A 20,896-nucleotide genomic window follows, 5' to 3' on the forward strand; every position below is an offset into this window, starting at 1 on the left:
TTGAGGGTGTTAATGTGAATTTTCATCAATCCAACATTAAAGAACTGGGAGAAATGCAAGGTTTTCTAATAGGATGGCTGCAGACTTTGCTTAATTCTTATAACCTACGGGAGAACGAGGACGTTCTCCCGCAGTATAAAAATTGGCTGGAAGCCGGGAAGTTATTTGTGCAAGAATTCAGAGAACAAAATCCAGAGGTAAGCATAGAAACTATGACTTCATCCAAATTACAGGTGGGCTGGGAGGAAGGAAAAAAACGTTGGTCCACAAAAGAAAATATGAAAGCACAAATAGATTTACTGGAAGTTACCTTAAAAAATATTCCCGCCATCTTGACAGGAAAAATCCAAGCAACTGATGTGATGTTCCCAGGTTCTTCATTACATTTGGTGGAGAATGTTTACAAGAATAATCCGACAGCTGATTACTTTAATACCAAAGTTGCTACGGAGGTAATAGAGTATATACAAAAAAAATCAAATCAGCCATTAACAGCGGGTATACGCATATTGGAGATTGGCGCAGGTACAGGAGGAACTAGTTTTTCCGTTCTAAAAAGCATACAGACCAGCGGCTTTGATATTGCTGAATATTGTTATACAGACTTGTCAAAAGCTTTTTTGATGCATGCTGAGAACGAATTTGGACCGCATTATCCTTTTTTAACTTACCGTTTGCTAAATATTGAAACTCCGTTGCAAGATCAGAGCATAGATTTGGCAAGTTACGACGTGGTGATTGCTTCCAACGTCCTGCATGCGACCAAAAGTATACGCCAAACTTTACGCAACGCAAAGACACTACTTTGTAAAAATGGAATACTAATCTTAAATGAAATATCTGATAAGTCGTTGTTCACCCATTTAACTTTTGGTCTTTTACCAGGCTGGTGGCTGTATGAGGATGCAAAACAACGTATTCCAGGATGTCCTGGTCTTTATCCTAAAAGCTGGAAACGGATTTTGGAGATTGAAGGTTATGGTTCAGTCTCTTTTCCTGCACAACACGATCATGGGGCGGGACAGCAGATTATTACGGCCATAAGCGATGGACGTATTCATATGCTGTCTGGAGCTACATTGCATCAAAACAGTTCTTTCGTAAACAAATCGCTCCCTCACAAGTTTTCGCTTAGAAACAAAGCATCCGTTTACGAAGAGGGAAATCCTATCGCCATTAAAGTCAGGGAATTAATTGTAAGTAAATTATCTGAGTCGTTAAAAGTGAACAAGGAAGTCATTAATTATGATGAGTCATTTTCAGATTATGGAGTAGATTCTATTACAGGTGTACAGTTGGTCCAAGAAATTAATCGTAGTCTTGTATTAACGCTTGAAACAACGGTTCTTTTCGATTTTAGCTCCGTTAATCAATTAACAAATTATATTTTGGAATATCACATCCCGCTATTTCATACGGATGAAGATAAGGATACGGTCATAGCAGCAGACGAACAACATGTTCAAAAGGTTATCATTGAAAAGTTGTCTGAATCTCTTAAGGTTAGCCAGAGTGCTATTGATATAAACGAATCATTTTCGGATTACGGGGTTGACTCTATTACAGGCGTACAATTGATACAAAGTATTAATAAAGCGCTGACTATTCAATTAGAAACCACAGATTTATTTGACTACAGCTCGGTTTATCAGCTAGCCAGCTATATTGCCGCTCATCATTCGCCGCTCGTACCCCAATTAAATATGAGCAGTCAAGAGCAAACCACCAAGAAGCATAAACTGGTAAAAGAAAATACTTTGGAACGTTCCCACTCAAATGTTAACTCTTACTCCACTAATCGGATTTTCCATAATTCCTCTTCATCTGGATTTACGGTGAAAAGTGACCCATTGGTACAGGAGAACGGGCAGAGTACAAACGGTAAAAAAGTTGCTATTATTGGCATGAGTGGGCGATTTGCCCATTCAGATCAATTGGAAGATTTTTGGGATAATTTGATTAACGAAAGAGATTTAGTTCAAAAAGTTTCCCGTTGGGATTTGTCTAAATATCATCATGAAGACACCAACTATTGTAATTGTGGAAGTTTTATTGATGATATGGACACTTTTGATCCGCTCTTCTTTAATATTTCAGGCTTGGAAGCGACGTATATGGACCCGCAACAGCGTGTTTTCCTGGAAGAGTCATGGAAAGCACTTGAAAATTCCGGGTATGCTGGAGAAGAAATATCGGGGAAAAAATGTGGTATCTATGCTGGGGGCGTGTCTATGGACTATCAGCGATTAATCGGGGACACCCCTCCTGCGCAAGCATTCTGGGGTAATTCAGGTGCTCATATACCAGCTCGTATTGCTTACTATCTAAATTTGCAAGGTCCAGCCATCGCTGTAGATACAGCTTGTTCCAGTTCACTGGTTGCCATACATCTAGCATGTCAGAGTTTGTGGGCAGGAGAAATAGAAATGGCGCTGGCAGGTGGCGTATTTCTTCAGTCAACACCTGGATTTTATGTAGCGACGCAAAGGGCTGGTATGTTGTCTACTTCTGGTCGTTGCCACGCTTTTGATCGTCGTGCCGACGGATTTGTACCTGGCGAAGGTGCTGGAGTGATAGTATTGAAACTTCTCGACGACGCATTAAAAGATCGAGATCATATTTACGGGGTTATTTGTGCAACAGGAATAAACCAGGACGGGACGACTAATGGAATTACAGCACCTAGCTCCAAATCGCAGGAACGTCTGTTGCAAGAAGTTTATGAAAATTTCAATATCAACCCAGCCACAATTCAGATGTTGGAAGCACATGGTACCGGAACCAAGTTGGGGGATCCCATTGAGTATAGGGCTCTCACGAGAGCTTTTCGTACATTTACAGATAAGACGAAATTTTGCGCACTTGGAACCGTAAAAACCAATATCGGGCATACTCAATATGCAGCTGGAATTGCCGGACTGCTTAAAATATTGCTTTCTTTAAAACACCACCAAATTCCTGCAACCTTACATTTCGAGTCACCAAATGAAAGTATCAATTTAGAGAATAGCCCTTTTTTCGTCAATAGCCGAACTAGTAATTGGGCAGTAGAACCAGGCATGGTTAGGCGCGCTGCCATCAGTTCATTCGGATTTAGTGGTACTAATGCTCATATGGTTATTGAAGAACTAGACGTTAAAGAAGAACAACCCCGTGCTTCTAAAGAGTTCTTATTTGTGTGGTCGGCTACATCCCGAGATCAGTTGGAGAAATTGGCAGAACGATTTATCTTATTTTGTCAACAGCAACCATTAACTGATTGCGGGAATATGAGTTATACCCTTATGACGGGTAGAAAACACATGAATTATCGGTTAGCTTGTGTTGCCGCAAGTACGGAGGAACTGATTAGCTTGTTATCTGCTTGGCTAGCTCATAGAGCAGCGGACAAAGTGTTTTACTCCGTAACAAACGGCATGGAACAGCAGCAAGAAACCGGAAGACTAGATTCAAAACAAAACGGCAATGATCTCATCCGGTTCAGTAGGGAAACATCGGGCAGGGAACGTACAAGCCAACTAATGACGTTAGGTGCAATGTATACACGTGGCTGTGAATTAAATTACAAAGAGTTGTTTTCCGCTGAACCCTATAAAAAATGTCCACTTCCTTGTTATCCTTTTTCTAAAAAGCGTTACTGGGCCGAACAAGTATCGGAAATCCAGAACAATCGTGTTTCTGTCAGTTCGGTACCATCTATTAAGCCGACAATTGGGCAAACAAAGCGCAGCGCATGTATTGCCGTAAAAGGATGGGATCCAGTAGAGATATCCGCTTCACTGGCTTCTATAGGAAATGTGATCATTTTGACTACGCCAGACAGCGAATATCTCGCAGAATGTTTGGCTCGCCATTTTAATTCAGCAAAAATTGTTCATGATTATGAGTTGAAACTCGAACATCACTGGAGTACATATCAAGGATTCATTGATTTAACAGGCTGCGGAATACATTCAACTTTTAGTTCAGAATGGATTTCATGGCTGCAAAAGCTGATTTCCTCCAAAGCGAAGCCTGATATTATGCTTTTGTTTGTCACTAAAGGCCTGGAGTCCTATCAGAACAACAGAATTCGTATGGCAGGAGCATCAAGAGTTGGATTGTACCGAATGCTGCAAAGTGAGTACAGCCATGTCCGCTCGAGACATATGGATGCTGAATTTGTGACGGATGATGAATCGTTAGCACATCAAATTGCCTGTGAGTTTCAATCCAATAGTGAAGAACCCGAAATTTGTTACCGCAATGGAGTTCGCTATAGAGCAGTTCTTCATATTAAAAATGAAGAGGAAGCAGTAGACGTGTCCCGTCTATCTTTTCCTGCAGAACAGGTGCTTTGGATTACAGGGGGTACTCGTGGACTGGGGTTGTTATGCGCTCGGCATTTTGTGAAACAATACGGGGTCAAGCAACTCGTATTGTGTGGTCAAGAAGCACTGCCACCACGAGATGAATGGGATCGCTATGACGGTCAAAGCTCTATCGTGGCTCAGAAAATTCAAAACTTTAGAGAACTTGAGAATTTGGGAGTGCGTGTGCAAGTGTTGACTCTTGATCTGGCAGATGAGAAGGAGGTCTGTTCAAGTATACAAAAGGTGAAACGCACGATGGGGTCTGTCGGGGGTGTCATTCATTGCGCTGGTTCAGTAGATATGGAAAATCCCGCCTTTATCCGAAAGCGGTCTGAACATATTGAACGCATTCTACATCCCAAAGTGGACGGACTTGCTATGCTACATCGTCATCTGGAGAACGAGCCGCTCCAGTTCTTCATGCTATTTTCCTCAGTGGCTGGCATTGTGTCTTCTTTAGGAGTAGGCCAGAGTGACTATGCAATGGCTAACGCTTATATGGATTATTATGCGGAGTCAGTATCCTCCCATTGTCCGGCTGTGAGTATACAATGGCCAAGCTGGGCGGAAACAGGGCTTGGACAAATAAAAAGTAAGGCATTGGAGCAGATGGGGTTTTTAGGGATGACTGATCAGGAGGGCTTGCGGTTGCTTGATCTTGTACTGCAAATAGTCAACCGTCCTAGCGGAAAAGGCGCAGTGCTTCTTCCAGCAATAGTGAACCCGGAAGTATGGGAACCAAGCACTCTCATTCAGCGCAGGATGCGTACCGTTTCAGCAGATGATTTAAAAGTTGCTCCGGTCTTTTTACCAACAGTCAGTAAGGGACAGCAAGTTGACAATGTCGTTCTGGATACGCAGAACTGGTTAAGACACATTTTGTCTGAAGAACTCCAGTTAGAGAAAGCAGAGCTTGATAACAGGCGCAGTTTTCAGGAATATGGTATGGATTCTATTCTGCTGGTACAGCTAGTGAAAGCAATGGATAAAGAACTTGAAGGTATTTCAATGGATCCTACGCTGATACTGGAATATCCCACAATTGAAGCGTTGACTGAATATTTAGTGGACCGATACAGGGAGGAACTACAGCGGAAATTTGGAACTAAGCCAGTTGATTCACAAGAGACGGTCTCCGAGGACAATCAGATGCTTAATACAATAGCAGTTATAGGGATATCATGCCAATTTCCAGATGCTGACGATGTCGAAGAATTTTGGGGGAATTTAAGGAATGGGAAAGACAGCATTGGTGAGGTCCCTTCAAACCGATGGAACACTGAAAAGTATTATGATCCTGAGTATTCACATAATGGAAAAAGTATTTGTAAAAAAGGAGCTTTTCTAAAAGATATAGAAAACTTTGATGCAGATTATTTCCAAATTCCTGAAGATATGGCCGTTCATATTGATCCGCTCCAAAGAAAAGTACTAGAGTGTGGGGCCCAAGCTTTCGCAGATGCAGGCTATAGTAAAGAGAAATTATGGGGACGGAATGTTGGCGTATTCATGGGTGCTCGGACCAGTAATTATTACAAAAAGTTAGGGCATTGCGAGAAGGACACCATTATTGGAACCGGACAAAATTTTATTGCAGCTCATCTAGCCCATATCTATAACTTTAAAGGTCCTAATATGGTCGTTGATACAGCTTGCTCCAGTGCCTTAACTGCCGTACATCTTGCTATGCAGAGTCTTCAGCTTGGTGAAAGTGAAGTAGCACTGGCTGGAGGGGTAGATATTCTACTGGATCAAACCCCTTTTGTGATAATGAGCACATCTCAAATTTTATCTGCCGACGGGTACTGCAAATCTTTCAGTGCGAATGCGGATGGGATTGGACTTGGAGAAGGTTGTGGTGTTGTTGTTCTTAAACCACTTCATAAAGCAATTGAGGATCAAGATAAAATTTACGCAGTCATTGACGGTTCAGCAATTAATAATGATGGCAACACAATGGGTGTGACAACACCAAATCCTCAAACTCAGCGGGAATTGATTCATAAAGCAATTACCGTCGCTGGTGTTCATCCTGAAACTATCACTTATATAGAAGCACATGGTACAGGAACCTTAATAGGTGATCCCATCGAATTAAAGGCTCTGACAGAGGTGTTTGCTGATTATACCGACCAAAAACAGTTTTGTGGAGTAGGTAGTGTCAAAAGCAATATTGGACATACCTTAAGTGCTGCAGGTGCGGCTAGCCTGATTAAAGTAATCCTGTCCATGATTCATGAGGAATTGCCACCAACACTTCACTGTCTCAATCCTAATCCAAGGTTCGAGCTTCAGAATTCCCCATTTTTTATAGTCCAAAATTTAAGGGATTGGAAAAGTGAAACGGGCGTTTTGCGGGCAGGAATAAGCGCTTTTGGTTTAGGAGGCAATAATGCGCACTTGATTGTGAGTAATGAAGATATCCCAAAAGCACTCCGAGCTTCTTTGGAATCTCGACTAGCCAAAATATCGTTTAACAAGAAGAAATATTGGCCGGAAAGCGATCATGTTGAAAAGCAATTCACTGGATTTTTTGATGCAATCCAACTCTAAAAAAGCGAGGAATTAAGGATGATTGAGCCATCTGAAAAAACGTATGTTCAGCGGTTGGAACACACTAACCCGATAGTTCAGGATCACCGTGTACATGGAGTGTGCACACTTCCCGGCGTGGTACTGTTAGACATGATTTATCGTTTGAGCATACAGCAATTGGGGTTAGAGATCATAGAATTAAAGCAGATTGTATTTATGCAGCCTGTGGTGACTACGGAACAATTTGATCAGAATATTTACGTCACCTTTACTCCGGTTGGGTCGGATTGGAGAGTGTCTGTCTCAAGTCGCAGAATCAGAGGCGAACAATTTATTGATGACCAAACTTCCATAAATATGCAATGTTTACTTCAAAGTATCGATTATCTTAAGGAGCGTTATGATCCTGGAATTGATATTAAGCAATTAATGTCCAGTGCAACAGCTAAGTGGGATATGGATGAGGTGTATAGCTTGGCCAGGGGTGTGAAAATCAACCACTATCCCTTTATGAAAACGAATGGAACCGTTTTTCAAAAAGAGAACCAAGAACTGATGCGCTTACAATTAAGCCCGCTAGCCGTCAAGTATATTGATAAATTTCATGCTCATGTAGCTTTTTTAGATGGTTCCACCTTTGCAGGTTCTTCGTTCCGTTTAAAAGGATTACAAACAGGAGTCTTTGAAGATGACACACCTTATATTCCCTTTATGATCAGTCACTTCCGTATATACCGTCCACTACCTCATACTATCTATACCTATACAACTCAGCAAAACGAAGCGATCAAGGAAGTTTCGGGGGTCGTTCCTGATATTTTAACCCGAGATATTACCATTATGGATGAAATGGGGCAGGTGCTGGTTGAATTCAAAGGGTTTTCAATAAAACGCATCCGAGAGCCTCGTTTAATTAAGGATTTAATTGAATTGGAAGAATTATCTCCTGCCGTATCTAATCACTTGGATGTCAATATAAATGAAACACTCTCATTAGAGAAAAGCCAAGGCATGGAAAATAGAGCTGCTCCTGCGCTAAGACCGCACAAAAGCTATGATGCCAAGAAGACTATTCTTTATTATTTGCAGACAGAAATTGCAGCAATGCTGAACACTTCGGCAAACCAGGTAGGAATTTACGATGGTTTTTACCAACTAGGCCTAAATTCCATCCAGCTGCTTGAATTGGTTAAAATTTTAGAACAGAAAATCAGACGCCCACTGTACCCTACCTTATTATTTGAGTATTCTACTCTAGAAACCCTTTCTGAGTATCTAATGGAGAACAGCGGGGATGCATTTTCCTATCAAGAGAGCTCTGAAGAACCAGTTGATCAAACTCCTAAGGTTAAAGCCGGATATCCAACAGCGCAGAGATTATTATTTGAAGAAATCTGGAATAGACAGTGTCGCAGCAGTAGCAGCAACTCCTCCGCTGAACGACGTCATTGCATTATTTTTTATGATCGCATGCATAATTTACAGGTCTATCTTCAGCAACATACAGAGTTTGAGCAAGTTTTGGATTTAAATGCAGCTACTCCTTACGAAGGAGAGGCATGGGAAGATAAATTCAAGCGTTTGCTTTTGATTATCCAAAATGAGCTTCTCAGGAAGTCTCAAACGAAACTATTAATCCAGTTAGTCAGCGGAAACCAGGAAACCAATAAATATGCAGCTGCATTGCAGGCTTTATTAAAGACAGCATATATTGAAAATCCTAAAATTCAGAGCCAGCATATCATTATTGATGACTTGGCTTCATGTTTGCCAGAGACCATCGTTCCTTTACTTCAATTAGAAGCACAAGCTCATGATCAGGGGACAATCGCCATTGCATATCAAGGAAAACAACTTGAACGTTACGTGCAGGAGTTTATCGAACTAAAGGTGCCTGATGCACCTTATAATTATTGCAAAGATGCTGCTTATGTTATCACAGGTGGACTAGGGGGAATTGGAATACTTCTAGCCCATCATTTGACGGATGTTTGTGAAGGAAGAGTAAAGCTTGCTCTTCTCGGAAGATCACCTTTAACTTTAGAGAATGAAATGAGAATCAATGCCTTAATTGAAAAAGGGGCCGAAGTTATATACTTGCAGACAGATCTGACATCGCTTAATGAAACCGAGCATGCTTTTAAGGTCATTAAACAAAAATGGGGTGCTCCAGCAGGAATATTTCATTGCGCAGGAGTGATTCACGATCAATTAATTATACAGAAAACACCGTCTGAAGTTGACCGAGTATTGAAACCGAAACTGCAAGGTTCTCATCACCTGGATATAGCAACACAAGGCGAAGCATTGGATTTCTTTATGCTGTTTTCTTCCGTTTCTGCAATCACAGGTAATCTTGGACAAGCTGATTATGCCAGTGCTAATGCCTATATTGATATTTTTGCAAAAGAACGCCAGCGCAAGGTAAAGCAAGGGCAGCGCAAAGGCATTACTTTATCTGTTAATTGGCCATTATGGTCTGAAGGCGGTATGCAAATCGGGGATCAAATGGAAGAAATGATGTATGCTTCATCGGGAACGCTTCCTCTGCCTACTACGGAAGCTCTTCGCATAGTAGATAGTCTGTTGATGGCAGAACAAGCTCGGGCTATTGTATTATATGGAGATTATGAAAAAATACTAAAAAACATGGGTGGTTTAGCATATAATTCACCTGCTGGAGAACTTGCATCTACGACGGGGGATAACGTCATCTCTGCCAATGAGCGGAGCAGTGATACAGACGACATTGCCATCATCGGAGTTTCTGGCAGATATCCGATGGCGAACAACCTTGATGAATTGTACCAGAATCTAAAAGAAGGAAAAGATTGTATTTCTGCAATTCCCGAAAGTCGATGGGCGAATAACTCCATTTCTTATGATGTAAATGAATTTTATAAATACGGTGGGTTTATAGAAGGAATTGACGAATTTGATCCTTTATTTTTTAACATTACACCTTTTCATGCTGAAATGATGGACCCTCAGGCCAGGCTGTTTTTACAAACAGCTTGGGAAGCCTGCGAAGATGCGGGTTTTGCGTTACAACGCACCCATCATGATTATTCTTCATCCAGCCATCGCAGCGTTGGCGTTTTTGCTGGTGTGATGTGGAATCATTATGAACTGTATGGTTCTGAAATGACACAACGTGGGACACCTATGGGGTTTGGAATCAGTTCTTCTTCTATTCCAAATATGGTGTCTTACAGCATGAATTTCCACGGTCCTTCTATAGCTGTCGACACCATGTGCTCTTCTTCATTAACCGCTATTCATCTGGCTTGTGAGAGTATCAGACGTGATGAATGTCAATATGCCCTTGCAGGTGGCGTTAATTTGGTTACCCACCCTCATAAATACGTATTTTTGCAACAAGCACACTTTTTATCTTCAGATGGAAAATGCCGGAGCTTTGGCGTAGATGGAGATGGGTATGTGCCAGGTGAAGGAGTAGGCGCCTTGCTTCTGACTAAACTTTCAGTAGCTGAGAAGGAAGGATATCCTATTTATGGAGTTATTAAAGGGTCGGCTATTAACCATGTTGGTAAAACATCCGGTTCAACTGTACCTGACCCTATTGCACAATCGGAGGTTATATCTGATGCTATCCGTAAAGCAGGTGTTGATCCTAAAACAATTACTTATGTTGAAGCTCACGGAACCGGAACCTCTCTTGGCGATCCTATTGAAGTTCATGGATTGCAACGTGCCTTCCAACCTTGGACAGATGGGGAGAAATTTTGTGCGCTTGGTTCATTAAAGTCAAATATCGGGCATTTAGAGGCGGCAGCAGGTATAGCAGGGATAACCAAATTGTTGTTGCAATTTAAACACAAAGAAATTTTCCCATCATTGCACGCTGAGAAACTTAATCCATACATTTCTTTAGATAATACCCCTTTTTATGTGGAAACAGGTTTTCAATCATGGGCTAGACCGACAATCGAAGTAGCCGGACAAAAAACAACGGTTCCGCTTCGTGCAGGGATAAGTTCTTTTGGCGCAAATGGAAGCAATGCGCACCTAATTGTGGAGGAATATGAGAAGAAAATTGTTTTCGAAAACGAGAGACAAAAAGAAATCAAAAGTGTATTAATTCCGTTGTCTGGAAAAAATGAAGATCGTCTTCAAGTCTATGCAAAGAAAATATTGGAATTTTTACAAAATCAGCTTGTCGCACTAGACGATAGAAATATTAAAGAAGCTGATGCCGCCAAAGAACTACTTATGAATATGGCTTTCACTTTACAGACCGGGCGTGAAGCTATGGAACACCGGGTCATATTTGAAGTATCGACTATTGCTGAATTGATGCACCAACTGGATATGTTTTTAAATAAACTTACAGATATTCCAAATTGTTATCAAGGAAAAGTTGTAGGACAGCATTTTGATAGACAGATTCTTGATGAGGATAGAAAAATAGATGCTAAATGGATACAGGAAAGAAAATTTAGAGAGGTCTCAAAGCGATGGGTAAAAGGAGCCCTGATAGACTGGTCTTTGTTATATGGAAACATGCGTCCACGGCGGATGAGCCTGCCGACCTATCCGTTTGCTCGCGAGCGGTATTGGGTGCCGCAACCCGCTGAACCCCGTGTATTGCCCACTGGAGTGAATCCAGCAGGTGCCCTTGCCCGGGCCGTACTGCATCCGCTGCTGCAGGAGAATACGTCGGATCTGGCGGGACAGCGGTATAGCAGTACCTTTTGGGGAACGGAGCCCTTCTTGCGCGATCATGTGGTGCAGGGAGCAGCGGTGCTGCCGGGGGTGGCCTACTTGGAGATGGCACGGGCGGCGGTGGAGAGCGCCAGGGGGACGCAAGAGCAGCCTGGGGTGCTGCAGCTCAGCCGGATCGTCTGGTCCCGTCCCCTACAGGTGGAAGGGGACGCGGTACAGGTGGATATCGGGCTGGCGGTGGAGGAAGACGGCCGGATCTGCTATGACATTTACCAAGAAACCGGCGTCTCTGGGGAAACGGTGGTGTACAGTCAGGGACAAGCCCGCTGGCTGGAAGCAAGCGAGATAGCCCGGGTCGACCTGGCAGCTCGTCAGGCCGCCTGCACGCAGGGCGTGATGGAAGGAGCCGCCTGCTATGCGCAGTTTGCCAAGCTCGGGCTGCAGTATGGGCCGACGCACCAAGGACTGGTGCGCCTGCATCTGGGCGAGGGAGAGGTGCTGGCTCATGTGAGACTGCCAGAAGAAGCCCGGGCCTCGCAGGCCCTCTACACCCTGCATCCGGCACTGATGGATGCCGTCTTGCAAGGGTGCCTGGGGCTGCAGCTGGCAGCCGGTCAGGGAGCTCCCAAGCCGGAACTGCCGTTTGCCCTGGAGGCTCTGGAAGTAAGACAGGCTTGCCCCGAGGAGGGGTGGGCATGGATCCGCTACAGTGCAGGCAGCGGACCTGAAGCGCGGGTGCGCAAGCTGGATATCGAGGTTTGCGATCCGCAGGGGCAGGTCTGCGTGCGACTCAGCGGGTTCAGCACCCGGCCGCTGCATGGGGAGAAAGCGCAGCTAGGTACCGTCATGGCGGAGCCAGTTTGGCATGCGCAGGAGGTCCCGGCAGCACACGCGCAGCAGGAACCTGAGGAAGCACATCTGGTTCTGCTGTGTGACCCGCCGGAAAGCGCGTCACTCCCTGGAGAGGAAACCGCATGGGCAGCATTGCTAGACTTGCTGCAGACCTCGCCGCAGGTGGTGTGTCACCGCCTGCAAGCCGAGGCACAGCGTCTGGAGCAACGCTACGAGCAGTATGCGATGCAAGCGCTGGAACGAATCCAGGAGGTGCTGCGCAGCAAACCACAGCAGCGGGTACTCATTCAAATCGTCTCCGTGGATTCGGAGGCAGAAGAAGCGGGATACGCCGCCTTATGGTCAGGGCTGACGGGCCTGCTGCGCACAGCCCAGTTGGAGCAGCCGAAGCTGCGAGGACAGATGATTGAACTGGGACGGCTGTCCACGGGTCAGGAAGGTCTGCAACGGCTGCAGGACAACCGCCGTTGCACGCAAGAAACAGACATCCGCTACCGTGCCGGGGCACGCGAAGTAGCCCGCTGGCAAGTATGCCCGGAACTGACGAGTCCAGAAACGTTACCAACGTTACCTTGGAAAGACGGCGGGGTGTACGTTGTGACGGGCGGAGCCGGAGGCCTGGGGCAGCGGGTGGCACAAGACATTGCGGCGAAGACGAAGCACCCGATTCTGATCTTGGCCGGTCGCTCACCCGAGTCAGCAGCGGCAGAGCCATTGGCGCAGCTGCGGGCGCAAGGGGCAGAGGCGATCTATGCCCAGCTGGATGTAACCGACGGCCCGGCGGTACACGCCCTGATGAAGCAGATTCAGCAGAAGTATGGAGCGCTGAACGGGGTGATTCACAGCGCTGGAGTGATTGAGGACCAGTATCTTTTGAAGAAAAACGTAGCGGAAGGGAAGCGGGTGCTGGCACCGAAGGTGGCAGGCACCGTGCATCTGGACGAAGCGACGCGCGGCATGAAGCTAGACCTATTCCTGTTGTTCTCGTCGATAGCTGGGGTGCTGGGGAACGCAGGTCAGGCGGACTATGCGATGGCCAATGCCTTTATGGATCGTTATGCGGTATACCGCCAGGAGCGGGTGAAGCAAGGCATAGGACACGGGCGCACGCTATCGCTGAACTGGCCATTATGGGCAGAAGGCGGAATGCAGGTGGATTTGGCTACGCGGCAACGGATGGAGCAGCAGTTAGGCATGACACCGCTGCGGACGACCACGGGGATCGCGCTGCTGTATCAAGCACTGGCCGGTACGTCCGCTCGCATAATGGCAGCAGAAGGACAGGTTCATCGTTTAAAAGAACTTATACTGGGACACGGCCATGTTGTTTCAGATAACTTAAATACGATTGAATTAGACCTGACTCAGATGGTGGCCAAAGTTCTCAAAGTTGAACCAGATTACGTGGATATAGATGTAGATCTAATAGATTACGGTTTCGACCAAGTATTGTTTGCTGAACTTATGGGTACAATGAACAAGCATTTCCAGCTTGACTTGTCTACTAATATTTTTCAGGAATATACAACTATTTTACGTTTGTCGGCTTATTTGAAAAGTATATTCATTGATCCGACTCAAAATCAGCATACAATTAATCCTGCTTCAGATCCGCATATTTTTAATAAAACGGTTGATTATCTACGCAAAATGCTTTCATCGGTCATTAAGTTACCTGTGCAGCGCATTGATGCAGATAAAGAATTAGAATATTATGGAATTGATTCCGTGATGATTGTAACAATGACTGATAATCTAGAGAGGGTATTGGGTCCCCTATCCAAAACTTTGTTTTTTGAATATCAGACCCTTAATGAACTGGCTGCATATTTTTCACAAAATCATGTGGATAAATTAATCAAATTGTTTGATGTCTCTATGATAACTTCCTTGCCAACTCCTCAGTCTGCTTCTTTGATAAAGGAACCTGTCCAATCTATACGTGCCAAGCGGTCTGCCAGTCACCATGAGCAGATAGCTAAAACCCCGGATATTGCCATTATTGGACTTTCTGGTAAGTATCCTGGAGCGGATAATCTACAGCAATATTGGAACAACCTGAAAGATGGAAAAGATTGTATCACTGAGATTCCTCCAGAGCGGTGGGATTATCGCGCCTACTTTGATGCGGATAGCAGCAAGGTAGGAAAAGTATATTCTCGATGGGGAGGTTTTCTGAACGGTGTAGACCAGTTTGATCCGAAGTTCTTTCACATTTCACCACACGATGCTCAGTTTTTAGATCCACAAGAACGGTTGTTTCTGCAATGTGCCTACGAAGTAATTGAAGACTCGGGCTATACAAAAGATACATTAGTTGTTAAAGACGAAGAAAACCCTACTGCAAGTGTAGGCGTTTTTGTAGGGATCATGTATGAAGAATACCAACTGTATGGAGCGCAATCTCAAGTATTAGGACAGCAAATAGCCTTTGGAGGACACCCTGCCACCATTGCTAATCGTGTTTCATACTATTGTAATTTTCATGGACCGAGTATGGCTGTGGATACCATGTGTTCTTCTTCATCCACTGCAATCCACTTAGCCTGTCAGAGTCTGCGTAGCAACGAATGCGAAGTGGCTATTGCTGGGGGGGTAAACGTATCAATTCATCCCAACAAATACTTGAAACTGTCACAGGGGAATTTTTTATCCACTACAGGTCGTTGTGAAAGTTTCGGAGAAGGGGGGGATGGATACGTTCCTGGAGAAGGGGTAGGGGCTGTACTTCTTAAACCTCTAAATAAAGCAATTGCAGATGGGGATCATATTTACGGTGTACTTAAAGGTACAGCGGTTAACCATGGTGGCAAAACAAACGGATATACCGTACCTAATCCCAACGCCCAGGCAGCTGTGATTAAACGGGCGCTCCGTGAAAGTGGAATTGATCCGCGGGCTTTGAGTTATATTGAAGCGCATGGAACAGGGACTAGTTTGGGGGACCCCATTGAAATTGCCGGGTTGACAAAGGCTTTTAAGGACTATGGAACAGATAAACATTGCAGCATTGGATCTGTTAAATCTAACATCGGTCACTGTGAAAGTGCATCTGGCATTGCTGGGTTAACTAAAATATTACTTCAGATGCAACACAAAAAACTAGCTCCGTCACTTCATTCGCAGACATTAAATCCAAATATTAACTTTGAGAATACTCCTTTTATCGTTCAACAAGAACTGACACCTTGGCATAGACCAAAGCTTCACATAAACGGAGAGTTAATTGAACATCCGCGAACTGCGGGAATTTCATCTTTTGGAGCTGGAGGAGCCAATGCACATATCATTGTTGAGGAATATATTCCTCAGAAAAAGGTTTCCTCGAAAAATGCGAGTATATTTGTGCCAGAGAATGGCGAAGTGATAATCGTGCTATCTGCTTTAAATGAAGAGAAACTTGTTGAACGGGCCAAACAACTAATCAACGTCATTCAAGATAGTAAATATTCTGATACACATTTGAATGCGATGGCATATACTCTGCAAACAGGCAGAGAAGCGATGGTAGAACGTTTGGCTGTTATAGTAACTTCCATGCAGGAGTTAAAGGAAAAGCTCACCGCTTTTATTAACAATCCAATTTCGGATGGTCTTTATAGAGGACATACCAAAAATCATCATGAGATATTACGTTTGTTTACCGAAGATGAAGAGCTAGATAATATCGTGGAAAAATGGATGGCCCGTAAAAAGTACACGAAATTAGTGGATTTGTGGGCTATGGGAATGAATATAAACTGGACCAAGTTATACAAGGATGGTCACCCACAACGCATGAGTCTGCCAACTTATCCTTTTAGTAAGGAGAGATACTGGATTACTCCACCCGAAGTTGCATCTCGTGCTTTTATACAGTCAAAAGACGACGGCCATCCTTTATTGAAACATTACCTCAATTTGTCTTCTGATCATACGCATATGCTCGCGGATAATTTAAGCAACAAAAATTGCTGGAACTACGCATCAGAAAGAGTTAAATCTATTTAATAATTACCTTACAAATCGTCTCTGGCTCAGTCATTTTGAGATAAAGCCAGAGGCGATTTATATTTTTTTGAACTTGTTTTGTATATTACTCAAAATGTATTATAATAATTATAGTACTACTCCATTTTCTTTGTACTGAAAAATAAAATTACCTTAACTACTATTAGGAGAGCGAGTGATTTCATTTTGTCTATGAAACTGGTAATTCTAGGCCTACTATTGGAAGGGGATGCACATCCTTACGAAATTCGCAGAAAATTAACCGAACGTAAAATGAACTTGTACATTAAAATTCAAGATGGTTCCTTATATTATGCAATCGACCAACTTCGAATGGAAGGCTGCATTGATGTAGTGGAGGTTGTACGTGAGACAAATCGACCTGATCGCACAATCTACCAGATTACAGAAGTGGGGAAAGAAAAATTTCACCAATTAATGAAAGAGCAGTTTCAATTCACACCGAATATGTTTCATCCCATCAATCCTGCCATTGCATTTAGCCAATTTTCTGACCTGGAAATTATAGAACAGGAGCTTAAAAGATGCATTCGCGAGCAAATTGAATTCATTCGGAATTTGCTCGATGATTTTGTTGTTTTTCGTGATGTTATGCCTCTTGCTAAACAACATCTTTTCCTTGCTGGGCATAAATTTGGTCTGTTTCAAATTGAATGGCTAAGCCAATTGCTTGAAGTTGCTAAACAGAACAGACTGGCAGAAGTTGGAATTTTTGTAGAGATTGATCTAGACGCCGAGAGAGAAAAAATAAATCTGCTTGAGAGCAAAATATTTGATGAATAGTTTTGGCTAAAACCTACTTTTTGAAGCAAGAACTATGATTTTTTTAATGTATATTTTGTGAAATATCACATCAGCAATTACAACAACAATTTTGTGGTATAACTCTATTTAATTGCGGTCAACCCAGACCTACATAGTGGTAACATTTGATAAAGCATACTCTTCATTCAATCAATAAATAAAGGCGGAATGTATTCATGGATACAATTGTTGATGATTTGGGAGAAAAAGAAGCTTTATTAAATGATAATATTGCTATTATTGGGATGGCAGGTCTGTTTCCAGATGCCTCTGAATTGGATCAATTATGGGATATATTGGAGTCCGGTCGGATAAATGAAAATGTTTTGCCAACGCAACGCAATCAGGACCTCTTGCATTACCTCCGCTGGATTGGATTGGATAATGGACAACAACCCGAATTTCAAAAGGGTGCTTACCTCAATGGGATAGATCAATTTGATTATAATTTTTTTGGGATTTCTGCGGAAGAAGCATGTTTGATGGACCCAGGGCAACGTCTTTTTTTGCAAACAGCATGGAAAACAATGGAAGATGCTGGTTATGGGGAAAAACAGCTTGAAGGAAGCCGCACTGGTGTATTTGTAGGGAAAAGTGATTTGCCTCACTATACATACAGACAAATGGTATCTGATGTATATCCTCACCAGGTACATTTTCTTGATGAAGGAAATCTCGCAGCCATTCAAGCCGGAGGCATCTCTTATCTAATGGATTGGAGAGGAACCAGTATGGTTATTGACACCGCTGAATCCTCATCACTACTATGCCTACAAAAGGCATGTCAGGCTTTGCAATATGGAGAATGTGACCAAGCGCTGGTAGGAACATTCCACCTGAATTTGTTCCCTCACGTTCAGCAAAATCCGGTCCATACTTTGGAAAATAAGGGCTATTTTCCGGGAGAAGCCGTAGTATCTGTTTTGATTAAGCCTTTAAGCCGAGCACTGGAAGATGGGGATATGATTCATGCAGTTGTGAAAGGATCCGCAGTGATTCAGAGCGGGAGATACCAGTCTGTGCAGGATCAGCAGTCAACTGCATGCGAACTTTTGATTCGTGCATGGCATAATGCATCCATTCATCCAGATACCCTTTCTTTTATTGAAACGAACCACGACATAAACCTAGTAGATTCGCTGCAAGAAATGCAAGGCATTGAACAAGCTTTTTCTTATTTTACTTCACAAAAAAAATCCTGCCCCGTTAGCTCAATACACTCGCAATTTGGGATGTCTTATCATGCATCAGGTTTGGTAAGTCTATTCAAAGCAGTGCTCTCGCTTCAAAACAAAAAAATACATCCACCATTTCATAAAGCTTATCCTTACGATGTAAAAAGTGATTTGCCAAGTTCTCCTCATGATGAGAACCGCGCAGTTAAACTTTCTGCTGAAGATTATCCATTACGTTGCGGTGTCAGCTCATATTCAAAAAGCGGGACTCATTGTCATATCGTTTTGGAGGAATCGCCCCTAACTATTCAGAAAAAACAAGACCCTCCTGATTTTCCACTGATATTTACGATTTCTGCCAAAACGGAGTATATGTTAAAGAAACTGTTGCTGGTATACCACTCTTTTTTGATAGAAAATGGAAATCTTTCGTTAGTACAATTATGCTACACCTTACAGACGGGAAGAACCCATCATGTTCATCGAGCTGCAACTACTTTTAGCAGTAGGGAAGATCTTATCCTCAAGCTGAAGAAGCTATCGTCCGCCAATTTTACAGATCTATCATGGTCTGATCTATACTACGATTCACTTTCAGCTGACATGATATTAGACCACTGTGATTGGAAAAGAAATAAAAATGCAACTGATTTATGCCTAGCTTATGTTCGCGGTGAAGAAGTTGACTGGGAGAAACTGTACAGGAAGCAATCGGTTCGAAAAATGAGGTTACCAACTTACCCGTTTGAACCAAATAGGTGCTGGGCAGAATTTGGTGGATCCGTTCCGAGGGGGGAAACTGACCTTTTCGGAACTCAATCATTTGAAATGCATGTAACATCTGAGAAAGATGTATATGACGGAGAAATTGTTGAACAGATTATGTGCCATTATCTCGGGATACATCAAATAGATGACTCAGATGACTTTTATCGGTTGGGCGGAGATTCCATCACAGCTGTTAAAATTATAAATGATCTCAAAAAAACACTAAATCCTTATATTCAGATTAATGATCTGTTAGAAAATCCAGTATTAAGTAAATTTAAAGCAGCCATTGAGCGAAAGGATAAGGGGCAGCAAACACATCAGGATGCATCAAGAAAAATGTCACACCCCCAATCTCCACTGTCTTTTTCCCAGCAGCGACTGTTTATTATGACAAAATACGATCCTCAGTTACCTATCTATAACATGCCGTATTCCTTTATTGTAGAAGGTGACTTGCATAAAGAGAGATTTGAATGGGCCCTAAATCAGTTGTTGGAACGACATGAAACGTTGCGTACTTCTTTTACGATGACAGATTCGGGTCCCATTCAAACCGTTCATGAGCATGTAGTGTGCCAACTGCAGGAGTTGTATATCCCTTTACAAGAAAATGAATTGGATGCAGCATTAAGAGAATTCACTAAGCCATTTGATCTTCAGCAGGCGCCGCTTTTGCGTGTTGCATTGGTGCATATGGTTAATGGCCAGTGTGCTTTATTTCTTGATATGCATCACATTATTTCAGACGGTACCTCGTTAACCATTTTTCTGCAAGAATTGATGCATTTTTATGAGTCTAATGAAAAATTAGAGCCCTTATCCATTCAGTATAGAGATTACGCTACCCAGCAACGTTTAATGATGGAGACGGGGACATCCGACTCTGAAGATTTTTGGGTCAAACAATTCAGTGGTGGGGTGCCTGTATTACAGCTAGCCGCAGATTATCCACGTCCTGCTCGTAAAACATTTCATGGGACTCAAGCGCATTATACGGTGAATAAGAAAGCTACGGATACGATACTCCATTTTGCACAGCAGACAGGGGTAACTCCTTATGTCATTTTACTCACCGTATATCATCTGCTGCTCAGTCAAATGTCGGGACAGCAGGACATCGTCATCGGTTCATGGACTCAGGGCCGTTCAGAACAAGAACTTAGCCAAATCATTGGCATGTTTGTTCAGACAATACCCTTACGCAACAATTCATCGGAAGCCACCACGTTTATCGAGTTTATCAAGCAGGTACAACGTAACGTTTTGCAGGCTTTCCAACATCAGGAGTATCCACTGGAAGCTTTGATAGAACGGCTCCAGCTCAAGCGTGATCAATCACGCAACCCATTGTTTGATGTTGTATTCACGATGCAAAATATGGACCTTCCGGTTTTGAAATCTGAGAACCTGACTTTGAAAGTACGCCCTTTCAACAATACAATTTCGATGTTTGATCTGACTTTATATATTTATAACTGGGAAGGACAATTTGAATGTATATGGGAGTATAACACAGCTTTATTTATCGAAGAGACGATTACAAGGACAGCAGACGATTATTTCCAGTTACTTATGAGGCTTATTCATAATTCTGATGAACAGCTAACCGAAATTTTGAAACTTTCGGATCATGAAATTGATATAGAGAATGTAGAATTCAACTTTTAAAGTTAGTTTAGTTATCTAATTATTGAAATATAAAGTGAGGTA

General features: G+C 43.0%; 4 protein-coding genes. All 4 read left to right on the plus strand.

Annotated features, from left to right (window positions below; genetic code table 11):
• Positions 1–14: 14 nt before the first annotated feature.
• The 4 genes from EGM68_RS12490 to EGM68_RS12505 all read left to right on the plus strand — a co-directional run bounded on the left by EGM68_RS12490 (position 15) and on the right by EGM68_RS12505 (position 20,854).
• On the plus strand, positions 15–6,905 hold the full coding sequence (locus tag EGM68_RS12490; protein WP_129549294.1) for a beta-ketoacyl synthase N-terminal-like domain-containing protein: 6,891 nt from the start codon (positions 15–17) through the stop codon (positions 6,903–6,905).
• 18 nt (positions 6,906–6,923) lie between these two features.
• On the plus strand, positions 6,924–16,415 hold the full coding sequence (locus EGM68_RS12495) for an SDR family NAD(P)-dependent oxidoreductase (protein WP_129549295.1): 9,492 nt from the start codon (positions 6,924–6,926) through the stop codon (positions 16,413–16,415).
• 192 nt (positions 16,416–16,607) lie between these two features.
• Entirely contained in the window at positions 16,608–17,219 is a 612-nt protein-coding gene (locus tag EGM68_RS12500) for a PadR family transcriptional regulator (protein WP_240664170.1), read from the plus strand.
• A gap of 197 nt (positions 17,220–17,416) precedes the next feature.
• Positions 17,417–20,854, plus strand: a complete 3,438-nt coding sequence (locus EGM68_RS12505; RefSeq protein WP_129549297.1) for a condensation domain-containing protein — start codon at positions 17,417–17,419, stop codon at positions 20,852–20,854.
• Positions 20,855–20,896: the final 42 nt, after the last annotated feature.

Source organism: Paenibacillus sp. M-152 (assembly GCF_003856555.1).
Taxonomy (GTDB): domain Bacteria; phylum Bacillota; class Bacilli; order Paenibacillales; family Paenibacillaceae; genus Paenibacillus; species Paenibacillus polymyxa_C.

What these genes read in the sequence shown, in the direction of transcription:
- EGM68_RS12495 (WP_129549295.1), top strand. Translation starts at nt 6,924, where the DNA reads ATGATTGAGCCATCTGAAAAAACGTATGTTCAGCGGTTGGAACACACT.
- EGM68_RS12500 (WP_240664170.1), top strand. Translation starts at nt 16,608, where the DNA reads ATGAAACTGGTAATTCTAGGCCTACTATTGGAAGGGGATGCACATCCT.
- EGM68_RS12505 (WP_129549297.1), top strand. Translation starts at nt 17,417, where the DNA reads ATGGATACAATTGTTGATGATTTGGGAGAAAAAGAAGCTTTATTAAAT.